Source organism: Mucilaginibacter phenanthrenivorans (assembly GCF_024721155.1).
GTDB classification, from domain to species: Bacteria; Bacteroidota; Bacteroidia; order Sphingobacteriales; family Sphingobacteriaceae; genus Mucilaginibacter; species Mucilaginibacter phenanthrenivorans.
In genome coordinates this window covers 40,841-57,276 of record NZ_JAHVAP010000015.1, presented here as the reverse complement: position 1 = coordinate 57,276, position 16,436 = coordinate 40,841, and the positions used below count along the sequence as shown (strand labels likewise).

Sequence of the window (16,436 nt, the reverse complement as noted above, 5' to 3'; positions counted from 1 at the left end):
CTTCAATTAACAAATCACTAAAAATATTTACCTTTGCCCAAATCCACCCATACGATGCAAAATCTTACACTGCTCGACGGTCAAAAATTTCAAATCACATTACAGCGTTTATGTCGTCAGTTAATCGAAAATCATAACGATTTTTCTGAATCGGTGCTTATCGGTATTCAACCGCGTGGCATTTATTTAGCCAAGCGCATTGCCGAGGAACTCCGCAAAATATTACCGGAAGCAACAATTTTACAAGGCGACCTTGATATTACCTTTTATCGTGACGACTTCCGCCGCCGCGACCAACTGGTACCCAATCAAACCAAAATAGATTTCATTATAGAGAACAAAAAAGTGATCATGATGGATGATGTGCTTTGGACTGGTCGCACCATTCGCGCAGCTATGGACGCACTACAGGCATTTGGCAGGCCAGAGAAGATAGAATTACTAGCTTTGGTTGACCGCAGGTACTCAAGGCACATTCCTGTGGAAGCTGACTATGTTGGGATTGAGGTAGATTCCATTGCATCACAGAAAGTGGTGGTAAGCTGGATAGAAACTGATGGAGAAGATAGAATTACGTTACTATCTGACGCAAAATAAAATTAATAAACCCCGCGTCATTGCGAGGTACGAAGCAAACCCCGATTTGCAGATCGGACATGCACAGTTCGCGGTTGCTTCGTACCTCGCAATGACATGGTGCAGAATAAAAAAATAAAATCCGAATTCGAACATCCGAATTCCGAAATTCAAACACATGGCAGGACTCAGCACACGACATCTTTTAGGAATCAAGGACCTTAACCCGGCAGATATTCAATTGATATTTGAAACTGCGGATAACTTTAAAACGGTTTTGAACAGGCCCATAAAAAAGGTCCCTTCCCTACGCGATGTAACTATTGCCAATATATTCTTTGAAAACTCAACGCGTACCCGGCTGTCGTTTGAGCTGGCTGAAAAGCGTTTATCTGCCGATGTGGTAAACTTTGCGGCCTCATCTTCATCTGTTAGCAAGGGCGAAACACTCATAGATACCGTAAACAACATCCTCGCCATGAAGGTGGATATGGTGGTGATGCGTCACCCGTACGCAGGCGCCGGTATCTTCCTTTCCAAACATGTGAAGGCGCAAATAGTAAATGCGGGGGATGGCGCACATGAGCACCCTACCCAGGCGCTGCTTGATGCCTTCTCCATCCGGGAAAAACTGGGTGACGTTGCGGGTAAAAAAGTAGTTATTGTGGGCGATATCCTGCATTCGCGGGTAGCCCTTTCAAATATATTATGCCTTAAACATTTAGGCGCCGAGGTTATGGTTTGCGGACCAACCACGCTGATCCCTAAATATATCGGCTCGTTAGGTGTTAAGGTTGAGCATAACCTGCTCAAGGCCCTTAACTGGTGCGACGTGGCTAACATGCTGCGCATCCAACTGGAGCGGCAGGATATCAAATATTTCCCATCCCTGAGGGAATACACCATGCTTTACGGCTTAAACAAGCAGATCCTCGATTCATTGGACAAGGAAATCATTGTGATGCACCCTGGTCCTATTAACCGCGGTGTTGAAATTACCAGCGATGTGGCCGACAGCAAGCAATCTATCATACTCGACCAGGTGGAAAACGGTGTGGCAATCCGGATGGCCGTGCTGTTCCTGCTGGCCGGACAAACACCGTAAAGGCAAATGAGTAAGTTTATTAAATATTGCAAATCAAACTTACTCGGCATTGCGGTGGCCATTGGCGTATGCGCTTTTATATACGAGGGCTTAATTCATCCTACACTTGACTTTACTTTAACAAAGATTGCCGGAGCGTTAATTTTCGGCATTGCTGTCTCGTCGAAATTCAGGGATAATAGGGCGAGAAATAATCAAGCCAGGAAGGTTCAATCCAAAAAACAAGATCTCAATAATACCGGCACTCAACAACAACCATTATAAATTAACACACTTATGAACCCGGTTTTTAAAAAATATTTAAAAATTAGTTTCATAGGATTTCTGCTGTCCTTAATATTTCCGGCAATTGTATTTTTTATTTTAAAGGATAAAAGCTACATCTTTTGGTTTGTTATTGTTGAGATTATCGGCCTTATTCCCGGCTACTCCAGGTACAAAAGCCAATTGGAGTATGAACAGCGACTAAAGCGGAGGGGCCTTACCCCACAGGATCTTAATAACATCAAGTTTGTTAAGGATTGGGAATACACCCGGAAAACAGGGCTGATAAAATATTCATTGGTTGACGGCGGCATCTTTTATGGATTTGCTTTTTGCTTCATCATCAGCGCAACTGCTATTTTCGTAAAAAAAGATCTTTTTACCTACATATCGGCAGATCTTTCAAACATGTTTAACTTTATAGGATACACATATTTAATTGGCGTATTGATTGGGATTCTTTTATTTAGGTTTCTATGGTTCCGAAACGAACAAAAATTTATCCGCTTAACCGATCCCTTTGCATTAAATCAGTCATAGTACCGTTATAGGTTGAGAATTATTAATTTATGAGGTCAGCACTTATTATCCTTTTGTTATTCGCCATGTCAGCCACCGCATCAGCCCAAACCCTGCAACAGAAAAAAGTTGATTCGGTGTTCCTGCTGGTCAAGTTATACTTCAACGCTAAAAATGCCGACGCAGTTTATAACCTAACCGGTGATGCCTTTCAAAAGGAAGTCAACATAACGAATTGGAATACCATTGCCAACCAGCAACTTTTCCCGCTCGGCGAAATGAAGGAATCAAAGCTGATGAGCTTTGTGAATAACAGTCTGGCTACCTATAAGGTTACTTTTAACAATGTTACCATGCAAGTGTTTATCAGCCTGGACCAGAAGGACAAGCTGGAAACATTTATTTTTAAACCCTATATCGAACCTGTTAGCGATAAAACCGGGCTTGTGGCCACATCCAACCCGATGCTCTCGATTATGGATAAGCAGGTGGACAGCGTTGCCCGCACGTACATTCAAAAGGCAAATACTGTAGGCCTTTGCATAGGAATTATTAAGGATGGCAAAACATCGCTATACGGCTATGGCGAAACGGTGAAAGGAACCGGCAGGATCCCCGATGGCAATAATTTTTTCGAGATCGGCTCCATTACCAAAACTTTTACGGCAACCTTGCTGGCCTGGTATGTAAACGAAGGCCAGGTTAAACTTACCGACCCGATAACCATGTACCTCCCCGATTCGGTGGCTGTAAATCAATCGCTAAAAGGCATTACGCTGTTGAATTTGATCAATCACACTTCAGGGTTCCCAAGTATTCCGGATAATTTGAAGGAGACTGTAACCGATCCCTTTGATCCTTATAAGGACTATACCAAGCAGATGATGTACAGTTACCTAAAAACCTGCCGGCTAACTACTGCACCGGGCGAAAAGTATGCCTACTCCAACTTAGGTGTCGGACTGCTGGGGGCTATCCTGCAATATGTAAGCGGTAAGCCTTTTGAACAAATGGTTGCCCAAATAATAACCCGGCCGCTGGGCATGCTGAGTACCGCACAATATCTAAACCCGCTGATCTCGCCGCGCTTTGTTTCCGTTTACAATTCCGATGGCCTGCCGACCATAGCCTGGGATTTCGACGTGCTTGCCGCCTGCGGGGCTTTACGTTCGACAGCTAACGATATGCTTAAATATGCCAAAGCAAATATGCATCCTGGCACTGATTCCCTGTCAAAGGCTATCCTACTAACACATAAGATCACTTTTACAAAAGATGTAAGAATCGGGCTGGGCTGGCATGTGATCAATGTAAATAGTATACCTTATTACTTCCATAACGGCGGCACGTACGGCAGTAACAGCTTTTTAGCTTTTAATGCGGAAAAGAATATTGCAGTAATTGTACTTTCAAATGCCTATGAGCCAACTGATCCTGTTGGGGCAGGGATCTTGAGGGAGTTGATGAAGTGAAGTGATATAAAATCAAATTGTCATTGCTGTAAAGGCACGAAGCAATCGCGTGCCATACAGGGCGAACAGAAAGGTGTACTACTTGCATTGGCGGTTGTGCACGGCGTGCGGTTGCCGCGCTGCGCTCGCAATGACATAGCTTTTAATTACTCCCCAATATGCTGCAACGCATAATTGATAAAGTTACCCGTCAACCCATAATCTTCAGTCCCCTTACGGCGGATGAAAAAGAAATCGCGGGTTATTTTTAGCCCCTCAACAGGTACTTCAACAAGGTCGCCCTCGCGGAGTTCGCGGATGATGGACGGGCGGGGCATAAAGCCAAGACATTGATCGGCCAGCAGAAAGTTTTTCAGCGCCTCGGTGCCGCCTAAACGAATTTTTATGGATAGATCAGCTGGTTTAATATGCAACCCGGATAGTGATTTCAGCAAGGCGTTCAGCGTTCCTGAACCACGCTCGCGCAACGCCAGTGGCGTTTTAACAAACTGTTTTAACGTTAATGATTTCCCAGCCAATGGACTATTAGCCGAACAAACCGGGATCACTTCATCGCTCATAAATGGTTTATAGGAAACCGTGGTCAGTTTGTTATCAACCTCGATAATACCGATATCAACCTCGTGGTTCAGCAACGCATTCAATATGTATTCTGAATTGCGGTTAACCAGCTGCACATCAACATTGGCATACTCCCGTTGGAAACCGGAAAGAATAGATGGCAAAATATATAGGGCGATAGTAGTACTCGCCCCAAGCCGTAAATGCCCGGCAGCCTGCGATAAGCTGCTCAATACCGACAAATCATATTCCACTTTCCGTTCAATTTCGGTGGCTTGTTGCAGGTATTCGTTAAGCTTTTGACCCGCCTCGGTAAGCGAAATACTGTTTCCCTTGCGCTCAAATAAGGGAACCTTGTATTGATCTTCCAGCGCCTTTACATGCTTGCTGATGGCAGGCTGCGTAACAAACAGCACCTGCGCCGCCTTCGAGAAACTCAAGTTGGCAGCAACTTCCATAAAAACACGGTGAGCAAAGGAGATCATGGTTTCAAAGATAATGAAACGATATAAAAGAAAGTTATAATGAATTGTTTGGCTATTGTAGAGACGCAATATTTTGCGTCTTCCGCGTGCAAATCCTATTGATCTGGCATTGTTACTTTTGCATGGTTACATGCAATGCATTGCGCCGCTACATTCTAACCAAGTATTTCTTTCATAAAAATAGGGATAATCTCCCGATCATCCCTATAATTTGTATTTCAATAAACTGAACTCGTTAGTTAGACACAAAGTATTGTGCCTCTACCACTCAATCAACCTAATCTAACCTATTCAACTTCTACTGCAGAACCAATCAAATGCTTCGCAGCCAAATACTCCGCAATCTGCACCGCATTGGTAGCAGCGCCTTTGCGCAGGTTATCTGATACTATCCAGCAGTTCAGGGTTTTTTCCTGGCTTTCGTCACGGCGAAGGCGGCCAACAAAAACTTCGTCCTTGTCGTGTGCGTCAAGCGGCATCGGGTATTTCAGGTTGGCTATATCATCAACCACAACAATGCCCGGTGATTTTGCCAGTAATTCCTTCACTTCGCTCAAATCAAAATCATGCAAAAACTCGATGTTTACCGATTCCGAGTGACCACCCATTACCGGGATGCGCACAGTGGTAGCGGTTACCTTAATGCTGTCATCGCCCATTATTTTAATGGTCTCGTTAACCATTTTCATTTCTTCTTTGGTGTAACCGTTTTCGGTAAATACATCAATTTGAGGGATCACGTTAAGGTCGATGGTATAAGGATAAACCTTAGGGCCGTCGATGCCCGCGCGCTCGTTAAACATTTGCTCAACTGCCTTTACACCGGTACCAGTTACACTCTGATAAGTTGATACTACTACCCTTTTAATTTTATATTTATCATGCAATGGCTTTAAGGCCACTACCATTTGGATTGTTGAACAGTTCGGGTTGGCGATGATCTTGTCATCTACGGTTAACACATCTGCATTAACTTCGGGCACTACCAGTTTCTTGGTAGGATCCATACGCCAGGCGGATGAGTTATCAATAACAGTTGTGCCGGCTGCTGCAAAAAGCGGCGCCTGCGCCAATGAAGTGCTGCCCCCTGCCGAAAATATAGCAACATCGGGCTTCTGCTTTATCGCATCCTCAACAGAAACTACCTTGTACTGCTTACCCTTAAAAGTGATTTCTTTACCTACACTTTTTTCTGAAGCTACCGGAATTAATTCTGATACGGGGAAGTTGCGTTCTGCGAGAACCTGCAACATTTTAGTGCCAACCAAGCCTGTGGCACCTACTACTGCGACTTTCATTTTGTTTTATATGTTATTAAATAATAAAAATTAGCTACAAATATGAGAATTTTTTCCGGCTTTCGCCACCATATTAATTCTATATGATTAGTATACAAAGTAAGGCCCGGTAGTGGTTATGGGCAAATGCAACAAATAAGTTACCAGCAAGTTAAAAAAGTTTCAAAACAAACCCTCAATTACTGCGTTATCAGATTGTTACACCAATGTTAAATCTATGAAATATTTATTTTTACTATTGCCCGTTTTACTTGTCGGGCTTTCAATTCGTTATCACTTAAAATTCACACAGGTTAGGGACACAGGGAAAATATCTGAAATCATTTCGGCTAAGCAAAACACTGCATTGTTATTGGTATTAGCAGGAATATCTTTATTTGTGTTTTTTGCAGTAGCTACCTTTGCAGATTGATTTTTTAGTAATTGATTTTCTTTACGACCCCTCATCAAAAAATGAGGGGTTTAACATTTAAATCCGGCTTACTTTCCTAAACTTTTGCAGTACCAAACCCCAATGGATTACCAGATCGTTAACCGCAAAACCACGTATCCCGAAAAAGCAGTCGTTAACCCTCGTTTACGTTGGAATATCTGGCAGTGTGACGTAATCTTTATTTCACGAAAACTTAATCATTCCCGTCAAATTTTTACCTTTGCCGGGTAAAACTGGCATTTCATGAGCGAAAAGATTTTAATTATTGGCGCTAACGGGCAAATTGGCACCGAACTGGTAAAAGCATTAAGAAACATCCACGGCGCCGAAGCAGTAATAGCCTCAGATATTAAGAGTCCGGCTTATGCCATCCGCAACAGCGGGCCCTATGAAATTGCCAACGTGCTCGACAAGGATAACCTGCACCATATCTTCGATAAGCACCGCCCCACGCAGGTTTATTTACTAGCCGCCATACTATCTGCTGTTGGCGAACAAAAGCCGAAGATGGCATGGGACCTAAACATGACCGGCCTGCTGCATATACTTGATTTTGCGGTAGAGTTTAAAGTCGCCAAAGTTTTCTGGCCAAGCTCCATCGCTGTTTTCGGGCCACATTCGCCGCAATTTGATACCCCGCAATATTGCGTAATGGATCCCAATACAGTTTATGGTTTCAGCAAATTGGCCGGCGAACGCTGGTGTGAATACTATTTTGAAAAATACGGACTCGATGTGCGCAGCATCCGTTATCCCGGCCTTATAGGCTGGCGGGCAAACCCGGGCGGCGGCACTACCGATTACGCAGTGCACATATTTCACGAGGCATTAAAACAAGGCAAATACCAGAGCTTTTTATCAGCCGGCACTGCCCTGCCAATGATGTATATGGACGATGCCATCCGGGCAACCATTACGTTAATGGATGCGCCTGCGGATACCATCGGCATCCGGTCTTCATACAACCTGGCGGGTATAAGCTTTACCCCTGAGCAACTCGCTGATGAAATTAAAAAGCATATCCTTAACTTTGAAATAAGCTACGTTGACAGCGACCCACGCCAGGCAATTGCCGATAGCTGGCCAAAATCAATCGATGACAGCTATGCCCAAAAAGACTGGGGCTGGCAACTGGAATATAACCTGCCAAAAATGGTGGAGGATATGCTAATTAACTTAAAAAATGTAATTTAGAGCCCCCTAACCCCCTAAAGGGGGAACGAGCGGGCTAATTATAAATATCAAATTAAATAAAACCTCCCCCTTCAGGGGGTCGGGGGGCTAAATATGGGAAGAGCATTCGAATTCCGTAAAGAGAGAAAATTTAAGCGCTGGGCCAAAATGGCGGTGCAGTTTACCCGTTTGGGCAAGGAAATTGTAATGGCTGTAAAGGCCGGCGGTGGTGATATCAATACCAATTCGCGTTTACGTACTGCTGTACAAAACTCCAAGGCAGTGAATATGCCCAAGGACCGCGTTGAGGCAGCAATTAAAAGGGCTACCAGTCGTGATGAGAAGGATTATGAAGAACTGGTTTATGAGGGATATGCCCCTTACGGTGTAGCAGTTTTAGTTGAAACGGCAACAGATAATACCAACCGTACCGTTGCCAACGTACGCAGCTATTTTACCAAATATGGTGGTGCATTGGGTAAAACAGGGTCATTGGATTTTATTTTCACCCGTAAGTCGGTATTCACCTTTGAGCCCGGTGATCGCGACCTGGAAGAACTTGAATTTGAACTGATAGATGCCGGTTTGGAAGACCTGTTTGTTGAAGCCGATGAAAACGGCAACGATATAGCAGTGATCCATACTGCGTTTGAAGATTTCGGCAAGATGCAGAAAATGCTGGAAGAGATCGGTATCGAGGTAAAATCGGCCAAACTGGAACGTGTACCGCAATCATTCCACGAAGTTACTGAAGAACAGGTCGTTGATATCATGAAGCTGATAGACCGTTTGGAAGAGGATGATGATGTGCAGGCGGTGTATCATAACATGGCGGAGTAGTTTTTTGATTTCGGATTTAGAAATTTCGATTTCGGATTTAGAAATTGCCAGCCCGTGCGTCATTGCGAGGAACGAAGCAAACTTTAAGCCTTGCAGATAATGGAGCAATTGTATTGTGGTTACTAAACGGCGGCTGTAAGCTTCATCCAACATTTCAATCCGTTAATTGTTCTGTGTAGAGGTTGCTTCGTTCCTCGCAATGACGAGTTAAATAATATAACAACATGCCACTATTCACCTCACGAAAGCAAGAAAAGAAAGTTAAAGTAACCTTTAGCAACGGCTTGCTTTTTATTGAGCGGGAAGGTGGCAAACAACAGGTTTTTCCTTTGGAGTTTTTTCCAAAGTTGATGAACGCTACCGATGGGGAACGTGAGGATTGGACGCAAACGGATAAGGGAATCCATTTTAATCAGCTTGACCTGGATGTGTCAATATAGCCGGTGTCATTGCGAGGCACGAAGCAATAGCATGCTATACAGAGTACTTAGAAAAGTGTAGAACTTGCATAGTTCGCGATTGCTTCGTACCTCGCGATGACACGTTTTTAATCTTCAAGTTCAAAATATCAATTCATAACCCATGACCTTCGATGAGTTTTTTAAGAAGAAAAGAGTTGACCTTGTTGCCTTAGAAAAGGCAGAGCCAGCGCTTTTTGCTGAATTTAAAAATCATTACGAACAAATGGGCGAAAAGAGCTTCGACCATACCAAAAAATACTGGTTCAATAAAACCAGGCGGCAGTTTCCCCTGGCCCCGGAAGTAAAAACTGAGAAGCCGCACATTGCAAATCCTTTAGCCGAACAAACCATAACTGAAAGCTTAACGGAGCAACCACAGGCAACACCATCGCCAAAAGTTGGTTTTACGCCTAAATTCCGCGCTGCCGGTATCGCCAAGCCAGCTATTGGGGATAAAAAGGATGAATTGCCTACCGCAACCGAACCAGCCCCGGCCCCACCTGCTGAAAATGCAGTTGCTAAGCCTGCCGGATTTGTGCCACGGTTTAAAATGAAACCGAAAACAGAAGGGGATGAAAATTCAAATCCGCAAGCTGATATCCCCGAAACGCCCGCTGCAGAAACTGTAGCTGCTAAGCCCGCCGGGTTCGTGCCGCGGTTTAAAATGAAACCGAAAGCTGAAGTTGAAGAAAATCCACCTGCGACCGCAGCTGCTGCACCGGCTGCTCCTGAAGTAACAGAACCCAAATCGGCATATAAGCCAAGATTCATTCCGCCAAAACCAAAGGTTGAAACAACAGATGATACACCAACTGTAAACGAAACGCCGCCATCGCAGGAAATTACTGAAAAGAAACCTGCTTACAAGCCAAGGTTTGTACCACCGAAGCCGAAGGAATAAAACAATCTTTTCAACCCTGCGTCATTGCTGTAAGGAACGAAGCAAACTCTAAACTATGCAGATCAGGGAGCGAAAATATTGTGGCGACCAATCAGGCAGCTGTAAGGTTCCATCAGCATAAACTATGCAGATCAGGGAGCGAAAATATTGTGGCGACCAATCAGGCAGCTGTAAGGTTCCATCAGCATAAAGGTTCGTTGATTGTAGAGGTTGCTTCGTTCCTCGCAATGACGCGCACGGAGAAGCTAATTACACCTATTTCGTATGCGAAAGCAACCAAGGTATCAACAATGGCTCGGCAAAGGCGTCATCCCAGCTGTTATGTCCATCATTGGGATAAAGCGTGTATTTCGGATCACCACCCGCATCTTTAATAGCAGCAACTATTAGCTCCGAATGGGCATATGGCACTGTCTCGTCTTTTTCACCATGAAAAATCCAAAGCGGGACCTTCTTAGCATATTTTTTCACGTTGTTGGAATTGTCGCCCCCACAAATTGCAAAAGCCGCCGCAAAAATATTTGGCTTACGGCGTAAAAGTTCAAACGTTCCCATGCCGCCCATTGAAAGGCCACCAACGTAAACCTTGTGTTTATCAATGTATGGCTTATCCAAAAAATTATCAAGCAAACCCAACAGGCTTTTCATCGCCCTGGTAGGCGCTCCGCCTGTTTGAAAAATAAACTTGGTTTTATTGGTTACCGAATCCTCTTCAAACTTACAGTTCGACCAAAAGCTATTTGCCGGGCATTGCGGGTAAACCACAATTGCGGCATATCGCTGACGGATGGTGTCCCTTAAAAAAGTACGGGTTCCATATAATAATTGTGATTCGTTATTATTGCCACGCTCACCAGCACCGTGGAGCACCAATATTAAAGGATATTTTTTTGTTGGATCGAAATTTTGAGGGAACAAAATGCGGTAAGGCAACGTATCGCCTTTTGAAATATATGAACCTTTATCAAAGGATGAACTGCTTTGCGCCCGCGATAACACCGGGAACAGCAGGCATATAAAAAGTATTTTTACTACAGATCTGTGTATTTTCATAAGAAACGGTAGATATGATCGCTTTACCTAACGCGAATTTAACGTATAGGTTTGATAAATCTTGCATTGTTTGAGAAGTCTTGAGTCTTAAATCCAGGGGCGATAGTCGTTAATTAGGGAAAAAAGGCAGCTTCCTTTTCATTTTTCACTCAAGACTAAAGACTCCCGACTTAAGACTTCCTCCCTACTCCACCTTCATCACCTTTGTCCGTTCCGATACCCCATTTTCATTAATGGCTTCTATCTGGAAATAATAAGGCTTATCCTTATCCATTGCCTTAAAATAATACTCATTGGATGTATGTATCATTATGCAGTTATATAGCTTGTCGGGCGCTACGCCTGTATAAATATTGTAGGCGTAGGCGTTATCAACTGTCTGCCATTTTATCCATGCGCTGCGTTTGTCCTTTTCAGTACGTAACACAATAAAACTTTGTACGGTATCAGGTTTTGCGCCGCCGCCATTCCCGAAAACGCGCAGGCCGCTTATGGCAAATTTACCGGTTGGCATATGTACGTTTTCCAGTTTTATATAACGGGCCTTTACCGGAGATGGTAGTTCTACGTAATCATGCGGTACATCGGTTTTGTTTTTGCTTTTATCGGCAAGTACCCTCCAGCTTTTATTGTCAGACGAATAATATAGCTTATACTGGGTATAGGTGTCTGTTGCCTTGCCAAGGATGGTAGCATCCTGGTCGGCATAGTTTATTTGTACGGCGTTTACGGTGCTTTCACTGCCCAAATCGGTTACTATCCATTCTCCCGGGTTGGCTGTCTTGGCGCTCCAATAGGTTTTAATGCTTTCATCAACGGCATTATTTGGCAGGTAGCCGCCAAGGGTTGATGATACCGTAACCGGCTTGTTGTAGTTCAGCAGCATCCAGCCGGTGAAGCGGCTTTTAAGATGATCTGCCTTACCATCGGGCAGGTAGGTGGGATAATCTCCAAAGGCCGTGTTACTATACATTACATCGTCCTTATCAAAGCCTGCGGGCCAAATGCCCAGCCTGCGCTCAAAGCTGTTTTTTACACCGATAACCATAGTCGCGATGTGCCAGTAATTGCCCCAGGCATCCGTATAGGTACTGCCATGGCCAGCTCCGCGCGCAAATCCACCGGGTTTATAGCTAAACGGCATACTTTGCGGCGTAAAGGGCCCCAGCGGACTATCTCCCACCACTACGCCATCCGAATACCCGCTAAATTCAGTACCCGGCGCACCGTATTGCAGGTAATATTTATTGTTGTGCTTGGTCATCCATGCGCCCTCAATAAAAGGATCAAGGAAAGTATCATCCAGGTTTTCACCAAAGCGCTGCCAGCCATAGCGGAATGGCTGCAAAAAGTACATTTCCTTCCGGTACGCCTTTAAATGGAATGTCTTCGGATCTATCTCCGCACCGTAAAGCGGATAGGTATTGCTGCTGCCGTTGTACATATAAAGCTTACCATCGTCATCGTTGAAGAAATCAGGATCCCAGCCGCCGGGCTCAAACTCATGGATAGCTTCCTTCCACTCGTTGGCTTTTGGGTTGGTGCTCATCCAGATAGGGAAATTTGCAGAATATGTTGAGCCGAACACCATCAGCGTATCGCCTCTAACCCAAACGGTCGGGGCACACAGGTCGTCATAAACCTTATGCTCCGGCCGTAAAAAATGCCGGAAAATAAAATTCCAGTGGTACATATCATGGCTCCACCAGTAGCCCCACTGGTTAGTGGAGAACAAGTAGTAATCGCCCTTATACATAGTAATCACCGGGTCGGCGGTGGCGCGGTGCTTGCCTCCTGCTGCAAAGTTGGGGATGGGCGTGTACCCGTAATCTATATTTATGGGGTTACAGTAGGTTAGCTGTTTTTGCTGCGCGATGGATGTTGCAGCGGATAAAAACATGCTTATATACAAGCAAATAATGATGCACCTTTTCATTTGTTTTATATAGGTTGTTGTATTCTTTTGGGTGTTCCCGCTGATAGAAGCGGTCGCGTTATTCGTTCATACGCCCGCAGGCCTTGGTCACGATGCCGGTATCCACTGCTATCGCTAACACAAAAAAATTGTCATTGCGAGCGTAGCGCGGCAACCTCGTAGCTATACAGAGCGGACAAAAAAGTGTATAACCTGAATAGCGATCAGCATAGCGACGAGGTTGCTTAGTCGTTCCTCCTCGCAATGACAAAGTTTTTAATTGTTATTTTCTTAATTCAATCCCGGGCTTTGAAAATGCAGCTTTTTAAGGCCGTGCTTTACTTCCGGGCAGCTCATAAATAAGTTCCAGATCAGACCGCTGCGGTAGTTCTCTATCATTACTACAATCGGCCCCTGGTCTATTGCAAGATACGATTTTGCATACCAATTATGCGATTCGCTAAAGGCATCGGTAAAACCATAATCGCCCCAGATCTTATCACCCAGATCATAATAAAAATGACGAAGCGCCTTCATTGAATATTCCGGAGTATACGGGAATGCCGATAATGCTCCCGTTGGTGTTATCACGCCCAGGTCATTATCCGGTGAGTGGGCATTATAACCTTCAAAGTTATCACTGGCGGTAAGTCCCCAGCAGTTTTCGCCATAGCCCTTGAACTTTTTAGGGTTATCAACGCAATAATCGTGGTTGATAAGGGTATGGTTTAAATTTTGCTCCCAGTAATCGGCATATTGATCCTTTAAACCCTTGGGATTAAGCGCCTGGAAAGTGTATTGCGAAAAGAAAAGCGGGCCGCCATACGGAAAACCTAACGGCAGCTTATGGCCATAATAGGTCTGACCATTTTTAAAGAAATCGCTTTGTGCCCATCCACGATCATAAATCTCTGCGGAAACCGGATACCTTTCGGCAGACTCAGCCAGGATATAGGTGATCATACACTCATTAAAGCCACGGATGGGGAAGTTCATTGTCCACCCATTGTTCGGCGACCAGTGCCAATACAAATTATCCCTGCCATCGCGGGTAAACCAGCTCCATTCCATATCGCCCCACAGGCCATTTATCAAACCCCTGATCCTGTCCTCCTTTTGGTTGTCAGCATTAAAATATTGACGGGCACATAACAAGCCTTCAAAAAGGTAGGAAGTTTCCACAATATCAGCCCCGTCATCCTTACGTCCAAATGGAACAACTTTGCCTGTAGTGCCATTTAGCCAATGCGGGAATGCACCGTGGAAGGAATCAGCCTTAGTTAAAAAAAACAAGATCTTCAGCATCCTGTCAACAGCCTGGTCGTGGCGGATCCATTTGCGGTGATCGGCAACAATCATCGCCATAATCCCAAACCCTGAACCGCCGGTTGTAACTACCTCGTTGCCATAATCATAAGCCACATTGCTGCGCTCGCGGGCCAGGCCGCTTACCGGGTGACCAAAATCCCAAAAGTAACGGAACGTTTGGCGCTGCACCACATCAAGCAATGCGCTGTCCGAAAGGCCCTTTATTATGCCTACAGGTTTAATGCCGTCCTCTTTTGTAGTAATGGGTTGCGCCATTACACAAGTGGTTAGTAATATTAATAAGGGAAATAGTAGTTTCTTCATTAGTTTAATTGTTCAGTTTTTGTTGGTAACCATGGGCATTTTACTTGCCTCAGAGTTTCGGGCTTGTAAAGCCTAAGTTCTTCATTCCTGTTTTTACTTCGGGGCAACTCATAAATAAGTTCCAAAGCAAGCCCGTTCGGTAATTTTCCGTCATTATAATTATCGGCCCCTCGTCAATTGCCAGGTATGAGTTGGCAAACCAGGTTGTGGAGAGGTTAAATGCGTCGTAAAACCCGTACTGTCCCCAGGTTTTATCGCCCAGTTTGTAATAAAAAAACCTCAATGCCTGCATTGATTGCGTGGGCGTGTATGGCAAAGAAGCAATTGCAGCTGTCGGTGCTATTACACCAACGTCATTTGTTGGCGAACTGGCGGTATAACCGTTTTCGATATCACTGGCCGTGAGTCCCCAGCAATCTGCGCTGTAGCCATTGTTAGCCTGCGGATTTGCCACGCAATAGTTATAATTGATCATGGTGTGCGCCTTATTTTGCACGTCATAGCTGGCGTAAGCATCCGTTAAGCCGTTGGGATTGATCCCCAAAAAGGAGTATTGCGCAAAAAACAGCGGACCGCCACCTGCGGGGCCCAATGGCAATTTAACCCCATTATATGTATTGCCATTTTTCATGTTTCCGTTTACCGCCCATCCGTTATCGTAAACCACCTTTGTTATAGGGTGCGTGGTTGATGATGCTGCCATAACATAAGTTATCAAAGCTTCATCCCAACCGTTAACCTGCATATTTGTGGACCATCCGTAGTTAGGGCTCCAGTGCCAGAATAAAGTGTTCTGGTTATTCTGCCTGAACCAGTCCCACTCCACATTGTTCCAAATTGTGTTTATATCTGTTCTTAATTTAGTTTCATCTGCTCCGGCTCCGCTAAAATACTGGCGTGCCGTTAACAATCCCTGCATTAAATATGATGTTTCAACAAGGTCGGCACCGTCATCCTGCGTGCTGAAGGGGATCACTGCACCTGTAGCGCCATTCATCCAATGCGGATATGCACCATGAAAGGTTTGGGCCTTATCCTTTAAAAAGGCCACCATCTTCTGCATCCTGGTTAAGCCATCGGCGCGGCTGATGAAATTACGGCTTACCCCGGCAACAATGGCCATTACGCCAAAGCCTGAACCACCGGTGGTTACTACATCACCGGATGTATTACGTTCAAGCGCAAGGCCGCTGATTGAGTGCCCGAAGTCGTAAAAATATTTAAGGGTTTGTTTTTCAACAAGGTCAAGTAACTGATCGTCAGTTATAACAGGGAATTTGTCGGTCGAATCAATAGCTGTAGTCAAATTCACACTCAATGCCGATTGCAAGGTCGTGTTTTTTGCTGATTTAAGACTTGTTGAAACCGACAATGAATATTGTGTAATAGATTGTAATGTTGGCTTAATAACAATTGTGCTATCGTTATTTTCGTAACTGGTGGTGAACGCCGTTGTCGCCCCTGTTTTGTTTTTCAGGCTGATACTGCCCGCTATTGAGGCCTGGCTGATAGCCGCCGAAAAGGATAATTTGATTACAGGTTTACTGTTTACATTGGTGTAGGTAAACCCATTGCTCACCCCATTAACCTTAAGCGAATTAAAGGTAAACGAAGTTACCGGAGTAACAGGCGTTACCGGCGTTACTTGCTTCCCTTTGCCGCATGCTATTAAAATCGCCAACACTGCAAACCCGCTAAAATTTTTAAAATACCTCATGCCTGGATCAAGATCCCCTATCGCCTTTTTT

At 44.6% G+C, this 16,436-nt stretch carries 16 protein-coding genes; 10 read left to right on the top strand and 6 right to left on the bottom strand.

Going from position 1 to position 16,436, the window contains the following annotated elements; all coding sequences use genetic code 11:
• Window positions 1-54 precede the first annotated feature (54 nt).
• The 5 genes from pyrR to KXD93_RS26855 all read left to right on the top strand — a co-directional run bounded on the left by pyrR (window position 55) and on the right by KXD93_RS26855 (window position 3,936).
• Complete coding sequence (gene pyrR, locus KXD93_RS26875; RefSeq protein WP_258140626.1) at window positions 55-597, top strand: bifunctional pyr operon transcriptional regulator/uracil phosphoribosyltransferase PyrR; 543 nt, start codon at window positions 55-57, stop codon at window positions 595-597.
• A 157-nt stretch (window positions 598-754) separates the two neighbouring features.
• Entirely contained in the window at window positions 755-1,681 is a 927-nt protein-coding gene (locus KXD93_RS26870) for an aspartate carbamoyltransferase catalytic subunit (protein WP_073404884.1), read from the top strand.
• 6 nt (window positions 1,682-1,687) lie between these two features.
• Window positions 1,688-1,945 (top strand): hypothetical protein, encoded by a 258-nt coding sequence (locus KXD93_RS26865; protein ID WP_258140625.1) that lies wholly within the window; start codon window positions 1,688-1,690, stop codon window positions 1,943-1,945.
• Between the two features lie 12 nt (window positions 1,946-1,957).
• Entirely contained in the window at window positions 1,958-2,485 is a 528-nt protein-coding gene (locus KXD93_RS26860) for a hypothetical protein (RefSeq protein ID WP_258140624.1), read from the top strand.
• Between the two features lie 29 nt (window positions 2,486-2,514).
• The gene (locus KXD93_RS26855) at window positions 2,515-3,936 is read left to right on the top strand and encodes a serine hydrolase domain-containing protein (protein WP_258140623.1); all 1,422 of its coding nucleotides are present in this window, start codon (window positions 2,515-2,517) and stop codon (window positions 3,934-3,936) included.
• 146 nt (window positions 3,937-4,082) lie between these two features.
• Here the strand turns inward: KXD93_RS26855 and KXD93_RS26850 are convergent, their stop codons facing one another.
• Together KXD93_RS26850 and KXD93_RS26845 are read right to left on the bottom strand one after the other, a co-directional pair.
• A complete protein-coding gene (locus KXD93_RS26850; RefSeq protein ID WP_258140622.1) occupies window positions 4,083-4,982 on the bottom strand; it encodes a LysR substrate-binding domain-containing protein in 900 nt (299 codons plus the stop codon).
• A gap of 287 nt (window positions 4,983-5,269) precedes the next feature.
• A complete protein-coding gene (locus KXD93_RS26845; RefSeq protein ID WP_258140621.1) occupies window positions 5,270-6,280 on the bottom strand; it encodes an aspartate-semialdehyde dehydrogenase in 1,011 nt (336 codons plus the stop codon).
• A gap of 217 nt (window positions 6,281-6,497) precedes the next feature.
• Here KXD93_RS26845 and KXD93_RS26840 point away from each other — a divergent pair, with 217 nt between their 5' ends.
• The 5 genes from KXD93_RS26840 to KXD93_RS26820 all read left to right on the top strand — a co-directional run bounded on the left by KXD93_RS26840 (window position 6,498) and on the right by KXD93_RS26820 (window position 10,088).
• Window positions 6,498-6,692: a hypothetical protein gene (locus tag KXD93_RS26840; RefSeq protein ID WP_258140620.1), complete on the top strand. Its 195-nt coding sequence runs from the start codon at window positions 6,498-6,500 to the stop codon at window positions 6,690-6,692.
• Window positions 6,693-6,956: 264 nt separating this feature from the next.
• The gene (locus KXD93_RS26835) at window positions 6,957-7,907 is read left to right on the top strand and encodes an NAD-dependent epimerase/dehydratase family protein (RefSeq protein WP_258140619.1); all 951 of its coding nucleotides are present in this window, start codon (window positions 6,957-6,959) and stop codon (window positions 7,905-7,907) included.
• Window positions 7,908-8,000: 93 nt separating this feature from the next.
• Window positions 8,001-8,726: a YebC/PmpR family DNA-binding transcriptional regulator gene (locus KXD93_RS26830; RefSeq protein WP_258140618.1), complete on the top strand. Its 726-nt coding sequence runs from the start codon at window positions 8,001-8,003 to the stop codon at window positions 8,724-8,726.
• 224 nt (window positions 8,727-8,950) lie between these two features.
• A complete protein-coding gene (locus KXD93_RS26825) occupies window positions 8,951-9,166 on the top strand; it encodes a DUF2442 domain-containing protein (RefSeq protein WP_258140617.1) in 216 nt (71 codons plus the stop codon).
• Window positions 9,167-9,308: 142 nt separating this feature from the next.
• Window positions 9,309-10,088, top strand: coding sequence for a hypothetical protein (locus KXD93_RS26820; RefSeq protein WP_258140616.1), 780 nt, complete (start codon window positions 9,309-9,311; stop codon window positions 10,086-10,088).
• Window positions 10,089-10,343: 255 nt separating this feature from the next.
• Here KXD93_RS26820 and KXD93_RS26815 read toward each other — a convergent pair whose 3' ends face one another.
• The 4 genes from KXD93_RS26815 to KXD93_RS26800 form a co-directional block, all read right to left on the bottom strand.
• Window positions 10,344-11,141, bottom strand: a complete 798-nt coding sequence (locus KXD93_RS26815) for a carboxylesterase family protein (RefSeq protein WP_258140615.1) — start codon at window positions 11,139-11,141, stop codon at window positions 10,344-10,346.
• Window positions 11,142-11,325: 184 nt separating this feature from the next.
• A complete protein-coding gene (locus KXD93_RS26810; RefSeq protein WP_258140614.1) occupies window positions 11,326-13,077 on the bottom strand; it encodes a discoidin domain-containing protein in 1,752 nt (583 codons plus the stop codon).
• Between the two features lie 270 nt (window positions 13,078-13,347).
• The gene (locus tag KXD93_RS26805) at window positions 13,348-14,688 is read right to left on the bottom strand and encodes a glucoamylase family protein (protein ID WP_258140613.1); all 1,341 of its coding nucleotides are present in this window, start codon (window positions 14,686-14,688) and stop codon (window positions 13,348-13,350) included.
• A 49-nt stretch (window positions 14,689-14,737) separates the two neighbouring features.
• Window positions 14,738-16,405, bottom strand: coding sequence for a glucoamylase family protein (locus KXD93_RS26800; protein ID WP_258140612.1), 1,668 nt, complete (start codon window positions 16,403-16,405; stop codon window positions 14,738-14,740).
• Window positions 16,406-16,436 lie beyond the last annotated feature (31 nt).